This is a genomic window from Sinorhizobium sp. RAC02 (assembly GCF_001713395.1).
In the GTDB taxonomy this organism is placed as follows: domain Bacteria; phylum Pseudomonadota; class Alphaproteobacteria; order Rhizobiales; family Rhizobiaceae; genus Shinella.
In genome coordinates this window covers 2075916-2090440 of sequence record NZ_CP016450.1, presented here as the reverse complement: position 1 = coordinate 2090440, position 14525 = coordinate 2075916, and the positions used below count along the sequence as shown (strand labels likewise).

General features: G+C 61.2%; 17 protein-coding genes and 2 tRNA genes. 7 read left to right on the top strand and 12 right to left on the bottom strand.

Annotated elements, in window-relative coordinates; all coding sequences use genetic code 11:
- Positions 1–8: 8 nt before the first annotated feature.
- On the bottom strand, positions 9–305 hold the full coding sequence (locus BSY16_RS10055; protein WP_069059529.1) for a cupin domain-containing protein: 297 nt from the start codon (positions 303–305) through the stop codon (positions 9–11).
- A 228-nt stretch (positions 306–533) separates the two neighbouring features.
- Between BSY16_RS10055 and BSY16_RS10050 the strand changes: the two genes are divergently transcribed.
- The 4 genes from BSY16_RS10050 to BSY16_RS10040 all read left to right on the top strand — a co-directional run bounded on the left by BSY16_RS10050 (position 534) and on the right by BSY16_RS10040 (position 3459).
- A tRNA-Gln gene (locus BSY16_RS10050) sits at positions 534–608 on the top strand.
- Positions 609–831: 223 nt separating this feature from the next.
- Positions 832–1494, top strand: a complete 663-nt coding sequence (locus BSY16_RS31390; RefSeq protein WP_502695974.1) for a hypothetical protein — start codon at positions 832–834, stop codon at positions 1492–1494.
- A 172-nt stretch (positions 1495–1666) separates the two neighbouring features.
- Entirely contained in the window at positions 1667–2110 is a 444-nt protein-coding gene (locus tag BSY16_RS10045; RefSeq protein WP_069059528.1) for a DUF3597 domain-containing protein, read from the top strand.
- Between the two features lie 248 nt (positions 2111–2358).
- A complete protein-coding gene (locus BSY16_RS10040) occupies positions 2359–3459 on the top strand; it encodes a thioesterase domain-containing protein (RefSeq protein ID WP_069059527.1) in 1101 nt (366 codons plus the stop codon).
- Here BSY16_RS10040 and BSY16_RS10035 read toward each other — a convergent pair.
- Both BSY16_RS10035 and BSY16_RS10030 read right to left on the bottom strand, forming a co-directional pair.
- Positions 3456–4178 (bottom strand): hypothetical protein, encoded by a 723-nt coding sequence (locus tag BSY16_RS10035; protein ID WP_069059526.1) that lies wholly within the window; start codon positions 4176–4178, stop codon positions 3456–3458. The genes BSY16_RS10040 and BSY16_RS10035 overlap by 4 nt on opposite strands.
- 203 nt (positions 4179–4381) lie before the next feature.
- The gene (locus BSY16_RS10030; protein ID WP_069059525.1) at positions 4382–4987 is read right to left on the bottom strand and encodes a hypothetical protein; all 606 of its coding nucleotides are present in this window, start codon (positions 4985–4987) and stop codon (positions 4382–4384) included.
- A 314-nt stretch (positions 4988–5301) separates the two neighbouring features.
- Here BSY16_RS10030 and BSY16_RS10025 point away from each other — a divergent pair, with 314 nt between their 5' ends.
- A complete protein-coding gene (locus BSY16_RS10025; RefSeq protein ID WP_069059524.1) occupies positions 5302–6006 on the top strand; it encodes an SDR family oxidoreductase in 705 nt (234 codons plus the stop codon).
- 81 nt (positions 6007–6087) lie between these two features.
- Here the strand turns inward: BSY16_RS10025 and BSY16_RS10020 are convergent, their stop codons facing one another.
- The 9 genes from BSY16_RS10020 to BSY16_RS09975 all read right to left on the bottom strand — a co-directional run bounded on the left by BSY16_RS10020 (position 6088) and on the right by BSY16_RS09975 (position 11901).
- A complete protein-coding gene (locus BSY16_RS10020) occupies positions 6088–6834 on the bottom strand; it encodes a class I SAM-dependent methyltransferase (protein ID WP_069059523.1) in 747 nt (248 codons plus the stop codon).
- Between the two features lie 67 nt (positions 6835–6901).
- The gene (locus BSY16_RS10015) at positions 6902–7237 is read right to left on the bottom strand and encodes a hypothetical protein (protein ID WP_069061477.1); all 336 of its coding nucleotides are present in this window, start codon (positions 7235–7237) and stop codon (positions 6902–6904) included.
- Positions 7238–7643: 406 nt separating this feature from the next.
- Positions 7644–7829, bottom strand: coding sequence for a hypothetical protein (locus BSY16_RS10010; RefSeq protein ID WP_069059522.1), 186 nt, complete (start codon positions 7827–7829; stop codon positions 7644–7646).
- Entirely contained in the window at positions 7826–7993 is a 168-nt protein-coding gene (locus tag BSY16_RS32385; RefSeq protein WP_171902404.1) for a hypothetical protein, read from the bottom strand. The genes BSY16_RS10010 and BSY16_RS32385 overlap by 4 nt, the downstream gene beginning before the upstream one ends.
- A gap of 195 nt (positions 7994–8188) precedes the next feature.
- Positions 8189–8452: a hypothetical protein gene (locus BSY16_RS10000; RefSeq protein WP_069059520.1), complete on the bottom strand. Its 264-nt coding sequence runs from the start codon at positions 8450–8452 to the stop codon at positions 8189–8191.
- A gap of 122 nt (positions 8453–8574) precedes the next feature.
- Positions 8575–9801 (bottom strand): MFS transporter, encoded by a 1227-nt coding sequence (locus BSY16_RS09995; protein WP_286157116.1) that lies wholly within the window; start codon positions 9799–9801, stop codon positions 8575–8577.
- Positions 9802–10066: 265 nt separating this feature from the next.
- Positions 10067–10780 (bottom strand): peptide-methionine (S)-S-oxide reductase MsrA, encoded by a 714-nt coding sequence (gene msrA / locus BSY16_RS09985; RefSeq protein WP_069061476.1) that lies wholly within the window; start codon positions 10778–10780, stop codon positions 10067–10069.
- Between the two features lie 68 nt (positions 10781–10848).
- Positions 10849–11340, bottom strand: a complete 492-nt coding sequence (msrB, locus tag BSY16_RS09980) for a peptide-methionine (R)-S-oxide reductase MsrB (protein ID WP_083242877.1) — start codon at positions 11338–11340, stop codon at positions 10849–10851.
- A gap of 484 nt (positions 11341–11824) precedes the next feature.
- Positions 11825–11901 (bottom strand) — tRNA-Pro (locus BSY16_RS09975).
- A 155-nt stretch (positions 11902–12056) separates the two neighbouring features.
- On the opposite strand from BSY16_RS09975, the gene BSY16_RS09970 reads away from it, so the two are divergent.
- Together BSY16_RS09970 and BSY16_RS09965 are read left to right on the top strand one after the other, a co-directional pair.
- On the top strand, positions 12057–12569 hold the full coding sequence (locus tag BSY16_RS09970; RefSeq protein ID WP_069059517.1) for an MgtC/SapB family protein: 513 nt from the start codon (positions 12057–12059) through the stop codon (positions 12567–12569).
- A 207-nt stretch (positions 12570–12776) separates the two neighbouring features.
- Complete coding sequence (locus BSY16_RS09965; RefSeq protein ID WP_069059516.1) at positions 12777–14513, top strand: type I secretion system permease/ATPase; 1737 nt, start codon at positions 12777–12779, stop codon at positions 14511–14513.
- Positions 14514–14525 lie beyond the last annotated feature (12 nt).

Sequence of the window (14525 nt, the reverse complement as noted above, 5' to 3'; positions counted from 1 at the left end):
CACGGCCGTCACTTGTACTCGATTTCGATAAAGCTCATCGGCGTATCGCCGCCATTGACGACATTGTGCGCCACGCCGGCCTCGCGCCGGTAGACGGCGCCGGCCTTGCTATGCACCCGCCGCTCGCCCGTCTCCTCCTCGATCAGGAAGTCGCAATCGGTCATCGGCACCACGACATAGCCGAGCCCATGCACATGGTGGCCGGTATCGGCACCCGGCTCGAAATCCCAGCGCGTGACGCGCACCACCGCATCGTCGAGAAGAATGGTCGGCACGGCCGGCGGGCGGGCGCGGAACTTGGACATGGCGGCTCCTCATGAGGAAGCGGCAGTCTCACAACCCCGAATGGCCGGGCGACCTGCCGCCGAAAGGACGATCTAACGGCCGGACCCTAGCCCCGCCGTGTCCGCCTGCCAAGCGCGAAGCCCGCCGATCGCAGACGAATCAAGAGGATCCCGGCGAGAATAATCGCACAAACCGGAACTTAACCATTGTCCGCCCGCCCGCCCTTTGCTATCAGGCTCCCGCTATGTTGGGGCGTCGCCAAGCGGTAAGGCACCGGTTTTTGGTACCGGCATTCCCAGGTTCGAATCCTGGCGCCCCAGCCACCACATTTCTACGTTATTTCATTCAAAATTGTGTTGTGACGCTTTGCTTGCTCACATCAAAATAATTGGCATGATCGTTCTACGTTGAATATTTAACAATGAAAGTTGGATCGCCATGGAAACGGTATTTCCTCCGGTTTTCAGGTGCATTTATTGCGGGGATAGGGAAGGGCCTTTCTCCAAGGAACACGTAATACCTTATGGGTTGGGAGGGACGTGGATCTTGCCTCGTTCAAGTTGCGAGGATTGCAGAAAGAAAACTCAAAAAGTAGAGAATTTTTGCCTTAGAAATCATTTTGGGAACACCCGAATTGCGCTTGACCTAAAAACCCGGCATCCAGAACAAAGACCCGAAAGCGTTGCGTTCCAAGTTACAAAAAAAGACCTAAGTATCGAAAGCGTCTACTTGAACAAAAATGAGTTGCCTATTTTTCTTGTATTGCCTCAGTATCCTGTTTCTCGCCTTTTAAGAACATTGACTGATAAAGCGGTTGTTGATCCATTAACCGATGAGTGGGTGCATATCTCTGATTTTGACGCACTTTCTCGTGTCTCAGGCGATGGAGGCGCGGTAAAAATCGCGAGTATGGATTTCACGAAGTTCGCGCGATTCCTTGCTAAAATGGCCCATGGGTATCTGGTTTGTATATATGGTCTGGATGGTTTCCAGCATCTTCTAACGGATTTGATCTGTGAAAAAACTGAAGAATATTGGCATTGGGTGGGAAGTGCCGTTGATTGGTTCGTGTCATCACCCACGGATGACGTTTTTCAAATGCAGAGTATTACTCACACCGAAACGGGGCATTTGATTGTGCGCATTCGTTTATTCCCCAATTTAAGTGCTCCAGTATATCATGTGATAGGTGGCAAGTTGCGGTCATAGACGCTTAAAATGAAATTGCTCTTTCTGTTTGACCAGCATTAGAAATGGCAGAAACTCCTCGAATCTGTTTCTGGTGTCGCGTCAAACGAAGTCATTCATTGAAATGACGGCCTCAAGCCCTATTGTTCCTCCTGCCGGGTCAGGGCCGGTCGACATTAACAGGGAGTCAAATATGGGTATCTTCAGTTCCATCAAGGAAAAGCTCTTCGGCAAGGCGGAAGAGCAGAAGCCGGTCGAAACGATCACGGCTGACGCCGTGAAGCCGGCGACGGCTGACATGGCCGCGACGCCAACAGCCGGCAAGGATGCGGTCGTGACCCCCGCGGAAAGCCGCCCGGTGACGACGACGCCGAGCCAGCCGGTCGATGTGGCGGCAATCCTCGATGCGGCTGTTGCCAAGAATGGCCAGAAGCTCGATTGGCGCCGCTCCATCGTCGACATGATGAAGGCGCTCGGCATGGATGCCAGCCTTCAGGAGCGCAAGGAGCTTGCCGACGAGCTGGGCTATACCGGCGACAAGAGCGACTCCGCCAGCATGAACATCTGGCTGCACAAGGCCCTGCTGAAGGCGCTTGCCGACAATGGCGGGAAAGTTCCGGCCGACCTGCTGGATTAAACATGTGGCAGCCCGCCGAAAGCACTTCGGCGGGCTTCTCGCTTCATCCTCCCCGCGGTGGCCGGGTCCTCTTGGCTGCGCGACGGGGAGGGGCGCCTGACGGTTTCATCTTCAAATCGTTGGATAAGATTGTGCGGGCTCGCTCATGGGTTGCCGGGCGGGCTGTCGCGTGTAATGTGATTTGACAAAACGATGGGACGGTTCGGAGGATGGACTTGTCTCCAAGAGGAACGGGACTTGGAGTTGGCATGGACAGTGCGGCACAAGGACTTTCCCGCCGGCTTCTCGAGATTTTACAGGAAGAACTGAAAAAGCCGGTCGCGCTCAACGATCGGCTGCTCGGCAACGGCCTGACGATCAACCGCGCGCTGCGGCTCATCGCCCGGTTCTGGAGCGAAACCGGCATAGAGCTCGATGTGAACTGCTTCTATGCCCATGCGACGGTGGGCGCGTTCGTCAGCGCGGCGCCCGAAGACGGCACGCACAGCCTGCGCAAACTCATCGACGTGCGTCCAGGCGCCCCGGACGAGACGCTCATCGTCTTCGCCGGCGGTCTCAGCTGCTTTCTGGAAATACAGGATCTCATCGACCGGCTGGATTTTCCCGGCCAGGTTCTGGGCATGGTGCTGACGCAGTTCGGGCGGGGCAATCGGGATCCCGCTCTGGTGGCCGACGAGATTGCCGAATCGCTGCGCGGACTGGATGCCGCCGGCATCCGTGGACCCTATCGGCTGCTCGGCTATTCGTTCGGCGGTATTTTTGCCCTGGAACTGGCGCGGGCGCTGGCGGCACGCGGCGAGGACATCGCCTTCCTGGGGGTGATCGATGCGCCGCAGGGCGAGCATTGCTGGCCGCTGCCCGTCTGGTTGCGCTTCATGGCAAAACGCGCCGGACGTCGCTGGGCAACCGGCAAACAAAGCCGGGCCAATCCGGAAAGCGCATCCGAACCGGCCGCATCGGATCGACACGGGCGGGCCTCCCTGCTGTCGGCCGTGCGGCGGGCGCTGAGGCCGCTTGCGCTACGCTTCGCCGATCCCCGCTCCGAGCACTATCCGGGCCTGGCGCCGCAATGGATCGGCAACTATCCGCCGCGCTACGATGCCGCCGCGCGCCAGCTCCTGCGCATGAAGGGCCTCTACAGGCCATCGCGCTATACGGGCAAGCTCACCTACTATCGCGCGCTCGGCGGTTCACCGGTGGACTGCGACCCCAAAGCGATCTGGCCGCGTTTGCTGCCGCGCGCCGAATGGGTGGATATGCGGGGCAATCACCAAAGCGTCATCGTCGGCCGCAACGCCGAAATCCTTGCCCGGGACATTTCCCGGCGACTTGGTGGAGCCGGGCGTTAGGCTTCGCACAGCCTTTCCGTGGCCGCGACAAGGCGTTCAACCTCTTCCCGCGCCGCGTCCTGCGTCACCCGCGGCAAAACCCATTGCAGGGGTGACAGCAGGCAGAAGTGAAGCATCCCCTCGTAAGCCTGCGCAGCCTTGAGCAGGTTTCGGCCCATCTCGATGCGGGGCAGGTATTCGGACCATTCCGGCTGGTCCGCCTCCGGCAGCAGGCGCTGCGTCTGAATGGCCGCAACGACCGCCTTTACATCCCGGCTGACCGCCTTGGCCGCGCCGCGCAAGGCAAGGAGAGACCCGAGCGTCAAGGTCGCCGGCAGGCCATCCTCCCGGACGCTCAGCACCGGGCTATCCAGTTGCCGCAGGTTTGGGAACGGAAGGATGTCGCCCGTTGCCCGTCTCCGGGTGACCGGCCTGGCCTGCGCCTCGATCAGGTCATCGAGATCCTTGCCCCGCTCTGCTGCGAGCATCTCGGCACGCAGCAATCCTTCCCCCGTTAGTTGGTAGAGGACGGGTTGGCCCAGGGTGTAGGAACCGCGCAGAAGCCCGTTGTTACAAAGCACCTTCATGGCACTGTCCGGCCAGCTCTCATCGAAGGGAGCGTTGATGTAGTGCGCGGCAAAGGCGGCATCGATCAGCGTGTCTGTCTTCTTGTCGACACTGGCCGCGCAGGCGATGAGAAACTCGTCGAGAAAGGTATGAAAAGGCAGGCGTTTCTTCATGCTCGTGTCTTCCGGCAGGCAGCAATTGGCCAATCGCGCGCCGGATGTCCGGCGGCGGTTTTGACGTGCTTAACGCGTGTTTCAACCGTGGCGGCAGGATGCGGGAAGCGTGGGCGCAATGCAACTATATTGTGTATGCGGTTGTGTTCTTTACCGCTGGCCCCACACATTTCCACCGGCCATCGAATTCGCCGCCGCGAACGCTACTCGCCCACCAGGCTTTCAGTCATCTCTATGAGGCGTTTGATCTGCGCGCGTATGTGGTCTTCACCGACCTTTTCATGAAACCAGCGAAGGGCGGCCAGCAGAATATATTTGAGGAGGTCGAGGTCTACCTGTTCTGCCTTGAGCAGGCCGCTGGCGGCCTCCAGTTCATGGTAGTGCTGAGAGAAGGCGGGACTGTTTTCAGCTGGAAGCCGGTTGCTCGTGCGCAAGTCTTCGAGCGTTGCCTGGATATGCACATTCAGGCTTTTGGAAGCATCGGACAGCCGAAGGATGGTTTGCATTTTGGCACTATAGGCACCACCGCCCTCCTGGGCACTCCAGACGGGGCTATTGGTCTGGGAGAAAGAAGCAGGCTCCTGTTCGGTTTCCCGAGAACGGCCGGCCTTCTTAATGCCGGCAAGGGCGTAAAGGTCTTGCCCAAGCGCTGCCAAAAGTTCTGCAGCCCGCGTTAAGCCCGCGCCTGACAGCTCATAAATGGGGTCATGGCCCATGTAACGCGTACCTCTCAGCATGCCAGCGTCCGCAAGTTCGAGGATGGCAGGCCTAATCCAGGATGGGTCGTGGCGGGCCGTGACATACTCCATCGCGGCTTCTGCCTCGACAGGCTGGCCGATTTTTGCATCGGCTATCAGGGCGTAGGCGACCAGCAGTGCGTTCTTGAAATCAGGATATAGCTGCTCGTACTCCTTGACCGTTTCCTGCTCCCCGATTCACAACCGATTTCTACTTCAGGTTATGTAGGGCGGGGGATTTCTATTTTGCAACAATGTTGCGAACGGGAGTGCGAAGAAGACGGCGATCTCCGCAGATTGGCGGTGGATAATCCTGCGCAAACCCGTTCGTCCTTACCGATGGAAAATGCTATCACCGTCGCCTAACAGAGACGGGAGAACAGGGTATGAGCACGAACAAGGTCGCTGTCATCACGGCGGGCGGCAGCGGGATGGGGGCGGCGGCGGTGCGGCGGCTTTCGGCGGATGGTTTCAAGGTGGCGGTGCTGTCTTCCTCCGGTAAAGGCGAGGCGCTGGCCAAGGAACTCGGTGGCGTGGGCGTAACGGGCTCGAACCAGTCGGCCGATGACCTGAAGGCGCTTGTCGACCTCGCGGTCTCGACCTGGGGGCGCATCGACGTGCTCGTCAACAGCGCCGGCCACGGCCCGCGCGCGCAGATCATCGAGATCAGCGACGAGGACTGGCACAAGGGCATGGACACCTACCTGTTGAATGTCATCCGCCCCGTACGGCTGGTGGCGCCGATCATGCAGGCGCAGAAATCCGGGTCGATCATCAACATCTCCACCGCCTGGGCCTTCGAGCCGTCGGCGATGTTCCCGACCTCGGCCGTCTTCCGCGCAGGCCTTGCTGCCTATACGAAGATTTTTGCCGACACCTATGCCGGCGACAATGTCCGTATCAACAACGTGCTTCCAGGCTGGATCGACAGCCTGCCGGGCACCGAGGAGCGGCGCGCCAGCGTGCCGATGAAGCGCTACGGCACCAGCGAGGAAATCGCCGCCACCGTCGCCTTCCTCGCCTCCGAGGGCGCCGGCTACATCACCGGGCAGAACATCCGCGTCGATGGCGGCCTGACCCGCTCCGTCTGAGCCTGGCGCAGGCAGATGCGGGCGGGTCCGCATCTGCCTGGAATTCGCAGGGCAGGGCACATCGCCGAACAAGGCTTCCGCTCAGGCGAGCGTGCCGATCGGAATCAATTCTGCTGCGCCGGGTTGCCACGTGTTGCCATGCCAGTCGCCGAGCCAGCGCTCCACCGAGAGACCGGCTTCGGCGATCAGCGTCTCCAATTCGGGCTTTTCCGGAAAGGCGATGCGGGAGGCGGCGGAAAGCCGCTTGCCCGTCGCACGGATTTCGTAGTGCGTGCCATAGGTGACGATGCCGGTTTCCGGGTCGTGGGCAACGTCGTTCCATGCCGCGACGGCGCCGAAGCGCGGATGTTCGACCACCCGCATCGACTCCTCCGGCCCCCATTCCTCCCATTCCCGGCAGGCGGGGTTGCGGCTGTCGAAGACGAAGCGCCCGCCGGGCGCCAGATGCGCCGCGATGGTGGCAAGGGCTGCGCGCCGGTCATCCGGCGTGAGAAACACCTGAAAGGCATGGCCGGTCAGCACGATACGCTCGAAGCGGCGGCCGAGCCGCAGCGTGCGCGCATCGCCTTCGATGAAGTCCACGGCGTCCGCGCCGGGCTTTTCCCGGGCGATCGCAAGCATTGCCGGTGCCGGATCGACGCCGACCACCAAGCGCCCGCCAGACAGCGCGACAGCAAGCGCGCCGGTGCCGCAGCCGAGATCCAGCACGCTTTCGGCCGTGTCGGCGAAGGCCAGGCAATAGGCGAAGTCGGGCGACCGCTCCCAGCCGTTTTCGAGGTCGTAGAAATCGGCAAGGTCAGGGTCGTGGTAAAGGCGGTCTTCGTCCATTCTATCCTCCAAATGAAAAGGCCGCGCGTTTCCGCACGGCCTTGAAAGGGGTCATCGAACGCTGCGCTTACTTCACGGCGTCGAGAGCCTTTTCGCAGTGCGTCGGCCCGCCGTTCGGATCGACGCGGTCGCCGATGGCGCGGATGTTCTCGATCTTGTAGGCCTCGTTCACCGTCAGCTCGACCGTGCAGGACCGCCCCTTGGAAAAACCGCCGCGCCACTTGTAGAGCGTCGTGCCGCCCGGCCCGGAAATATCGGAGATCGGCGGGCCGTAGGCGGCAAAGAAGCTGCCGGCGGTCTTGCCGTTCCAGCGAGCCTGGAGCGGGTTGGAAGCGATGGTAACGGTGGTGCATCCTGCGAGAGCAAGCGTCAGGCCTGCCAGAATTGCAATGCGGGAGTTCATCTGTGCCATGTCCTTGGACTTCGGTGCGGCCGGAAAACGGGCGACTCGGAAATCGAGCCTCAATTTCGCCATAGCGCAGCGCGTGGCAAAGGGGAATCACCGCCCGCAAACTTTGTCGCTATCCCCGTCGAAGGCCCGTGAACCTTGCGGATTTGCAACAGTTCGTGCCGTGGCAGCCCTCTGCAAGCCGCAGGCTGGCAAGGCCCAACGCATGCGGCCGGTAAAGTCGGGAGCATGGGGCAAGCGTGAATGCGTGGATCAGGCGATCTTTAAGGACGGCCAGCGTGATCTCGCGGCAGCGACGTGACGTCAATCGGTCACCCGACCCCGATCTAAAACTATCGGCAGTCGCGTCCTGGGAGGCTTTTGCCAGAAGGAACGATGTTCGTCCACTCCCGTGTGACGATCATGGCCGCCGACCTCGTATGTGCATCCGGCCAGCAAGCCTTGCGAAGGTCAGCCGCTCTTCCACCGCGTCGCGCTCCGCGATCAATGTGCGCAGCGCCTCGAGAGCATCGCCCTTGTGAAGCTCGAGGATTTCCGCGGCCTCGTCGGGAATAGCGTCGTCCTGGCGTTTCGGCGCACGGATCATTGCAGGCGCAACTCCAGCTGCTTCTTGCTCTTGAGGACATAGAGCGGCTTGGCCGCCGCCTGGACCTTGCGTTGGATCTCGGCGCGATTGGCCAGCTGCTTTTCGCGAAGAGACTGGCCAGAGGCAATGATTTCACGCGCACGTTCGACCGCATCCATCTGCATGAGAACCTCCATTTGTTCTTGGTATGTTCTCATTATGGACCGAGGAAGTCAAGCGCCTCCGCTACGCGCTTTTGCGCCGGCAAATAAGCGTGAATCAGCGTGTCATACGCGGTCAGGCGGAGAGCTTCGAAGCAGGTACGGAGGGTGGCTTGAGCCACAGGTCCGGTAGCTCAAGCCGGCCGCCGGACCCTTCGATCAATGGGTCGTCGGCACATCGTCCTCTTCGAGGAAGGATTGGATTCCGTCGCGTGCCACGGTCGCGAGGAATTCGTGAAACGCTTCCCGATCCGTCGGGAACGGTTCGTCCCATTCAAAGAGGTCTTCGTTCTGCGTGACGACCTCCATCCGCCAGTCCTGCTGGGTGCCTGCCGGACGGTAGATGTCGACGAGCACGGTCACATCGTCCTCGGTGAATTCACCGGACAGCTCGGAATGTTCCAGTTTTGGTTTTTTCGTCATTCGTCGTCCCACTTAACCTTGCTCTGCCGGTTATATAGGGTCTCTCGTGTCTGTGGGAAGGCGGAGAATGACCGGCGGGTCACAAACGCCGTCCCAGCCGAGTTTCGGCAGCAGGCTTGGGCCTAACTCCCGCCTTCCTCGATCTTCGGAAGGAACCACGCGAGCAGGCCCGCAAGCGGCAGGAACGAGCAGATGGTGTAGACCATCTCCACGCCATAGGCATCTGCAAGAAACCCGAGAAGCGCTGCCGCTATGCCGCCGAGACCGAAGTTCAGGCCGTAGAACAGGCCGCCGATCAGGCCGATGCGGTGGGGCAGGAGCTCTATCGCGTAGATCAGGATCGACGCGAAGGCGCTGGCCATGATGAGGTTGATCATCACGGTCAGGACGCCCGTCCAGAACAGATCGACATGCGGCAGGATGAGTGTCAGGGGAAGCGGTCCGAGCACGGAAATCCAGATGATCCGGTAACGGCCGATTCTGTCGCCGACAATACCGCCGATCAGCGCGCCGGCGGCTGATGCCAGCAGGAAGATGAACAGCATCATCTGTGCGGATGGGATCGAGAGGCCGAACCGCTCCATGAGATAGAATGTGTAGAACGAGCGGAAGCTTTCGCCGTAAGCGTTCTTGGTGAACATCAGCAACGTCAGGACGGTCAGCGCCACGGCGATCGTTGCCGGTGCGTGGCGCACCGTGCCGCCCGCCTTCTTGCCGTTCGCCCGCATGGCCGCGAATTGCGTGCTGATTTCCCGCTGCTTGCCGCCGATCCACACCAGCAGCGCCATGGCCATCAAGGCGAGAACGGCGAACCAGGCAAGGCTTGGCTGTCCAAAGGGCACGATGATGAGGGCGGCAAAAACCGGGCCGAGCGCGCCGCCAGCCTGGCCGCCGACCTGGAACAGTCCCTGCGCCAGACCCTGACGGCCGCCCGCCGCATAACGCGCCATGCGTGTCGCCTCCGGGTGGAAAATGGAGGAGCCGATGCCGATCAGCGCGACGGAGACGAGGATCATCGCATAGCTGTGCGCGAAGGCGAGACTGACCAGACCCGACAGCGTGAACATCATGCCCACGACCGGGGAATAGGGGGCGGGGTGCTTGTCCGTTACCATGCCGATCGCCGGCTGCAGCAGCGATCCCGCGATCTGGAAGGTCATGGTGATCATGCCGATCTGTACGAAATCCAGCGCATAGACGTCCTTCAGGATGGGATAGGCCGCCGGGATCAGGGATTGCATCAGATCGTTGAGGAGATGGGTGAACCCCAGGATGACCAGCACGGAGAGATAGGTTCTGGAGCGCGCAGTGGTGGGAATGGCGGCCGTCATGTCGTCTTTCGCTATCATTTGGAGGTCGCCGCTCGGCATCGTGACCGGTGGCGAAAAGGCAAATCATTTTTCCACTATATCGCGGCAGATGCGAAGATCACCGCAAAACAACAGCCTGATCGTTTTCATGATGGCACACAACCCGCTCGTTGTGCGCTGGATGCTCTGCGGCGATCGATGAACGGGCAGGCGGCCAGTTTGCCGTCACATTCAGCAATGTATTGCCGCGGATATATCGATCCGCCGGTAAAGGCAACAGCCGGGTCAGTGACAGCCGTTTTCTTTATTCACCAAGGCCGACCTTGGCGACGAGAACCGGTTTCGCCTTGAAGCTTGCCGGGAACAGGCGCTTGAGGTTCTCGATCTTCGGCATGTCGTTATAGACGATATAGGGGTAGGTGGGATTGTTGGTCAGGAAATCCTGGTGATAGTCCTCGGCCGGATAGAAGGCCTTCTTCGTCTCGATCGTCGTGACGATGGCGGCCTCATAGAGGCCGGCCTTGTTCAACTGGTCGATATAGGCCTTGGTGATGCGCGCCTGTTCCTCACTCGTCGGGAAGACGGTCGAGCGGTATTGCGGGCCGATATCGGGGCCCTGTCGGTTCAGCTCCGTCGGGTCGTGCGCCACCGAAAAATAGATCTGCAGCAGCTTGCCATAGGTCACGCTCGCCGGATCGAAGGTCACGCGGACAGCTTCCGCATGGCCCGTATTGCCATTGCCGACCATCTCATAGTGGGCGGTGTCCTTCGCGCCGCCGGCGTAGCCCGAGACGGCATTGGAAACGCCCTCCACGCGTTGGAAGACACCCTGCACGCCCCAGAAGCACCCGCCAGCGAAAACGGCCGTTTCCTTGCCCGACGTCGCCGCTTCGTCGAGGGCGGGAGCCGGAATGGCAAGGCCTTCCTGCGCGAAGGCATTCGGTACGCTGAAAGACAAAGCGGCCACGGCAAGGTTCGTAGCGGCGGCGAATTTGATGAGTGTGGCGCTGCGCGTCATGACGGTCTCCTCAACCGAAGGGAAATGCATAGGCTTGCAGGCTAGGATCAAGGTGTCTGTTTCTCCAGTCAGGCCGCTTTCGGCGCGAACGTCATGGCAAAGCCGTTCATGCAGTAGCGCAGACCCGTCGGTTGCGGTCCGTCGTCGAAAACATGGCCGAGGTGGCCGCCGCAGCGGCTGCAATGAACCTCAACCCGCACCATGCCGAGGGAAGTGTCCCGTGTCGTTGCGACCGCATTGTCGATGGGGGCCCAGAAGCTTGGCCAGCCCGTGCCGCTCTCGAATTTCGTCTCGGAGGCAAAAAGCGCCTGATCGCAGCCGGCACAGGAGAACGTGCCCTTCCTGTGCTCGCTCAGAAGCGCACTCGATCCAGGGCGTTCCGTAGCTTCCTCCCGCAATATGCTGAACTGCTCCGGCGTCAGGAGCTTGCGCCATTCTTCTTCGCTATGGCTGACAGCAAATTTGCCTCGGGAGGCGGCGCGGAGAGGGCCGGCCCCTCGAACCAGAAACTCGGTTGCGAGCACTGCAATGCCGGCCGCAAGGAAACCACGTCTGTTCATCTGATGCACCCCTTCAATCATGTCCTGTCGATGGGTACGCGCCGCGCGGCGCGATTGTTACATTCCCTTCCATGCATGCTGTGACCAATTGGCCTGTAAAATAGATCGGTTGTTGGCCAAGCCGTTACAATCCACGTTTCGTTCAGAGTTTCGTGAACGGGCTGTCGGCAACGCGGTTAAATCCGACCGTCGCCCCACCGAAGGATCCGATGGATAGGGTTGCGGGCATGGTATTCTGGATCCCGCATCGAAACCATGCGCTCGGGCTTTCGAGCGTGGGTCTGGAGGCCCATCAGGCAACATCTTCTCGCGGTGTGACGGTCGAAGAATTCGAGCGCATTTAGGCCATGCCCGCCCGGATTTTCAGCAGGCAGCGGCAAACGCATTCCGAATGCGATCCGCAATCGGCCCGTTTTATTTTATATTGGTTTTCGAGGAGTTTTTCGGGAAAGTGACAAAGCCCTGATGATGGAGGCTTTTCCGCTGGTCGGAGTGAGAGGATTCGAACCTCCGACCCCCACGTCCCGAACGTGGTGCGCTACCAGACTGCGCTACACTCCGTGACCAGCGGCGCCTCCTATAGACCAGGCTTTTGGGTTCGACAAGCGCAAAATGTCAAAAAAACCGCTAGCTTGGGGAAAGTGCCGGGTGGCGGGAAATTTTCGTTTCGCCGATCCGCAAGGGAACCGGCTCGCGGCTCATCCGTTTCCGCCGCCATGGAACAGATCCTTGCCGACCTCTTTCCGAAGACCGAAGTGCCCTATCCGGTCATCCTTGCGCGCATGGTGGGCGCCATCCTGCTTGGCGCGGTGATCGGCGCGGAGCGAGAATATCAGGATCATCCGGCAGGCCTGCGAACACATATCCTCGTTGCGCTGTCGGCCTGCGTCTTCTCCATTCTGTCCATCGAGAGCGTGCACATGGCCGGCTTTTCCGACGAACAGGTGCGCATCGATCCGCTGCGCGTCATCGAGGCCGTCACCTCGGGCGTCGCGTTCCTCGCCGCCGGCATGATCGTCTTCTCGCGCGGCGAGGTGAGGGGCCTGACGACGGGGGCGGGCATGTGGCTGGCCGGCGCGGTGGGTCTTTCGATAGGGCTCGGCTTCTGGTTCGTCGCCGTCGTCGCGACATTTGCCTGTTTCGTGGTGCTCTTCATCCTCGGCAAGCTTCAGGCGAAGGTGGACGCAGCCGGCAAAGCGGACAAAATATCGGGCAAAGATGACCGCTGAAGTTGTGTTTGGGATTAGTTCGTCGAAAATCTGTTGATTTACGAATAAATCGCGCCCTATACCGTCTTCCAACGAGGCCGTGCGCAAACACGCGGACGGCTCCCGCATCCGGCCGGCCGCGGCGGAGCGGTCGAGTGGCCCTTCGCCGCACGGATAATGGCCGTCAATGGCCGTGCGTCCGGCGTCGATCTTTAAAGAGACATTGTCATGCGTTCATCGGGCAAGACCGGTGTGGACGAACTGAGAGCCGTGCTGAAGTCTAGCGCCGCGGGCTTCGTGGCCATCGGCCTCTTCAGCTTCTTCGTGAACCTGCTCGTGCTCACCGGGCCGCTCTTCATGCTGCAGATCTACGACCGGGTGCTCGCCTCCCGTTCGGAGGCGACGCTGGTGGCGCTGACCGGCCTCATCATCGGCCTCTACCTGATCATGGGCGTGCTGGACCACATCCGCAGCCGCGTCGCCGCGCGTATCGGCGCCCGCTTCCAGGCCCGCTTCGACAAGCGCGTGTTCAACGCGGTGCTCGACCGCACGGCGCTCAGCGCCCAGGGCATCTCGACGGTCACCGGCATGCGCGATCTCGACGCGATCCAGAAGGTGCTGTCCTCGCCCGCGGTCTTCACCGTCTTCGACATTCCGTGGACGCCGTTCTTCATTTTCATCATCTTCACCTTCCATCCCTGGATGGGTGTGCTCGGCCTCGTCGGCGGGCTCATCCTCGTCGCACTTACCTGGCTCAACCAGAATGGGACGAAGGAAGACCAGGAACGGGCGATGATCGCCGGTCGCCAGAGCGACGAGATGACCCAGACGCTGCAGAAGGAAAGCGACACGGTACGCGCGCTCGGCATGCGCCGCGCGGTCGCCAGCCGCTGGCAGCTTCTGCGCGACAAGGCGCTCGAAGCCAACATCCGCTATTCCGACAGCAACGGCTTCTATTCCATCACCTCGAAGACCTTCCGCGTCTTCCTGCAATCGGCAATCCTGGCGCTCGGCGCCTATCTGGTGCTGAAAAACGAGATCACCGCCGGCGCGATGATCGCAAGCTCCATCATCATCGGCCGCGCACTGGCGCCGATCGAAGGGGCCATCGGCCATTGGGCGCTCATCCAGCGCGCCATGCAGGGCTGGCGCCAGCTGGCCGAACTGCTGTCGCGCGTACCGGAGGAGGATGCCCGCACCGCGCTGCCGAAGCCGCGTGCGCTCCTGGAAGTCGAGCAGGTCACGGTCGTGCCGCCCGGCGAGAAGGTCGCGACGGTGCGCATGCTGTCCTTCGAGCTGAAGCCCGGCCAGGCGCTCGGCGTCATCGGCCAGAGCGCGTCCGGCAAGTCGACACTCGCCCGCATCCTCACCGGCATCTGGCCGCCCGCCGGTGGCAAGGTGCGCCTCGACGGCGCCTCGCTCGAGCAGTACGGCACGGACGGCCTTGCCGACCATGTCGGCTACCTGCCTCAGGACGTCGTGCTGTTCGAAGGCACGATCGCCGAAAACATCGCCCGCATGACGCTCGATCCCGATCCGGTGAAGGTCGTCGAAGCCGCGAAGAAGGCCGGTGCGCATGACATGATCCTGCGTCTGCCCGAGGGCTACGACACCAGGTTGCCGGCCATGGGCGGGCGGCTTTCCGGCGGCCAGAAGCAGCGTGTCGGCCTCGCCCGCGCGCTCTATGGCGATCCGGTGCTGCTGGTGCTCGACGAGCCGAACTCGAACCTCGATGCCGATGGCTCCATGGCCCTCAACCAGGCGATCCGCAACATGAAGACCGAGGGCAAGTCCATCGTCATCATGGCGCACCGCCCGGCGGCGATCGAGGAATGCGAGCTCATCCTGATCATGGAAAACGGCCAGCGCCTCGCCTTCGGTCCGCGTGACGACGTGCTGCGCGCCCACCTGCGCAACCACACGCAGGTCGTCGCCGGCACCGGCGCCGGCGGCAGCAACAAGTAAGGTTTTCGCTCA

What these genes read in the sequence shown, in the direction of transcription:
- BSY16_RS10055 (WP_069059529.1), bottom strand. Translation starts at nt 305, where the DNA reads ATGTCCAAGTTCCGCGCCCGCCCGCCGGCCGTGCCGACCATTCTTCTC.
- BSY16_RS10045 (WP_069059528.1), top strand. Translation starts at nt 1,667, where the DNA reads ATGGGTATCTTCAGTTCCATCAAGGAAAAGCTCTTCGGCAAGGCGGAA.
- BSY16_RS10040 (WP_069059527.1), top strand. Translation starts at nt 2,359, where the DNA reads ATGGACAGTGCGGCACAAGGACTTTCCCGCCGGCTTCTCGAGATTTTA.
- BSY16_RS10035 (WP_069059526.1), bottom strand. Translation starts at nt 4,178, where the DNA reads ATGAAGAAACGCCTGCCTTTTCATACCTTTCTCGACGAGTTTCTCATC.
- BSY16_RS10030 (WP_069059525.1), bottom strand. Translation starts at nt 4,987, where the DNA reads ATGGAGTATGTCACGGCCCGCCACGACCCATCCTGGATTAGGCCTGCC.
- BSY16_RS10025 (WP_069059524.1), top strand. Translation starts at nt 5,302, where the DNA reads ATGAGCACGAACAAGGTCGCTGTCATCACGGCGGGCGGCAGCGGGATG.
- BSY16_RS10020 (WP_069059523.1), bottom strand. Translation starts at nt 6,834, where the DNA reads ATGGACGAAGACCGCCTTTACCACGACCCTGACCTTGCCGATTTCTAC.
- BSY16_RS10015 (WP_069061477.1), bottom strand. Translation starts at nt 7,237, where the DNA reads ATGAACTCCCGCATTGCAATTCTGGCAGGCCTGACGCTTGCTCTCGCA.
- BSY16_RS10010 (WP_069059522.1), bottom strand. Translation starts at nt 7,829, where the DNA reads ATGATCCGTGCGCCGAAACGCCAGGACGACGCTATTCCCGACGAGGCC.
- BSY16_RS32385 (WP_171902404.1), bottom strand. Translation starts at nt 7,993, where the DNA reads ATGCAGATGGATGCGGTCGAACGTGCGCGTGAAATCATTGCCTCTGGC.
- BSY16_RS10000 (WP_069059520.1), bottom strand. Translation starts at nt 8,452, where the DNA reads ATGACGAAAAAACCAAAACTGGAACATTCCGAGCTGTCCGGTGAATTC.
- BSY16_RS09995 (WP_286157116.1), bottom strand. Translation starts at nt 9,801, where the DNA reads ATGATAGCGAAAGACGACATGACGGCCGCCATTCCCACCACTGCGCGC.
- msrA (WP_069061476.1), bottom strand. Translation starts at nt 10,780, where the DNA reads ATGACGCGCAGCGCCACACTCATCAAATTCGCCGCCGCTACGAACCTT.
- msrB (WP_083242877.1), bottom strand. Translation starts at nt 11,340, where the DNA reads ATGAACAGACGTGGTTTCCTTGCGGCCGGCATTGCAGTGCTCGCAACC.
- BSY16_RS09970 (WP_069059517.1), top strand. Translation starts at nt 12,057, where the DNA reads ATGGAACAGATCCTTGCCGACCTCTTTCCGAAGACCGAAGTGCCCTAT.
- BSY16_RS09965 (WP_069059516.1), top strand. Translation starts at nt 12,777, where the DNA reads ATGCGTTCATCGGGCAAGACCGGTGTGGACGAACTGAGAGCCGTGCTG.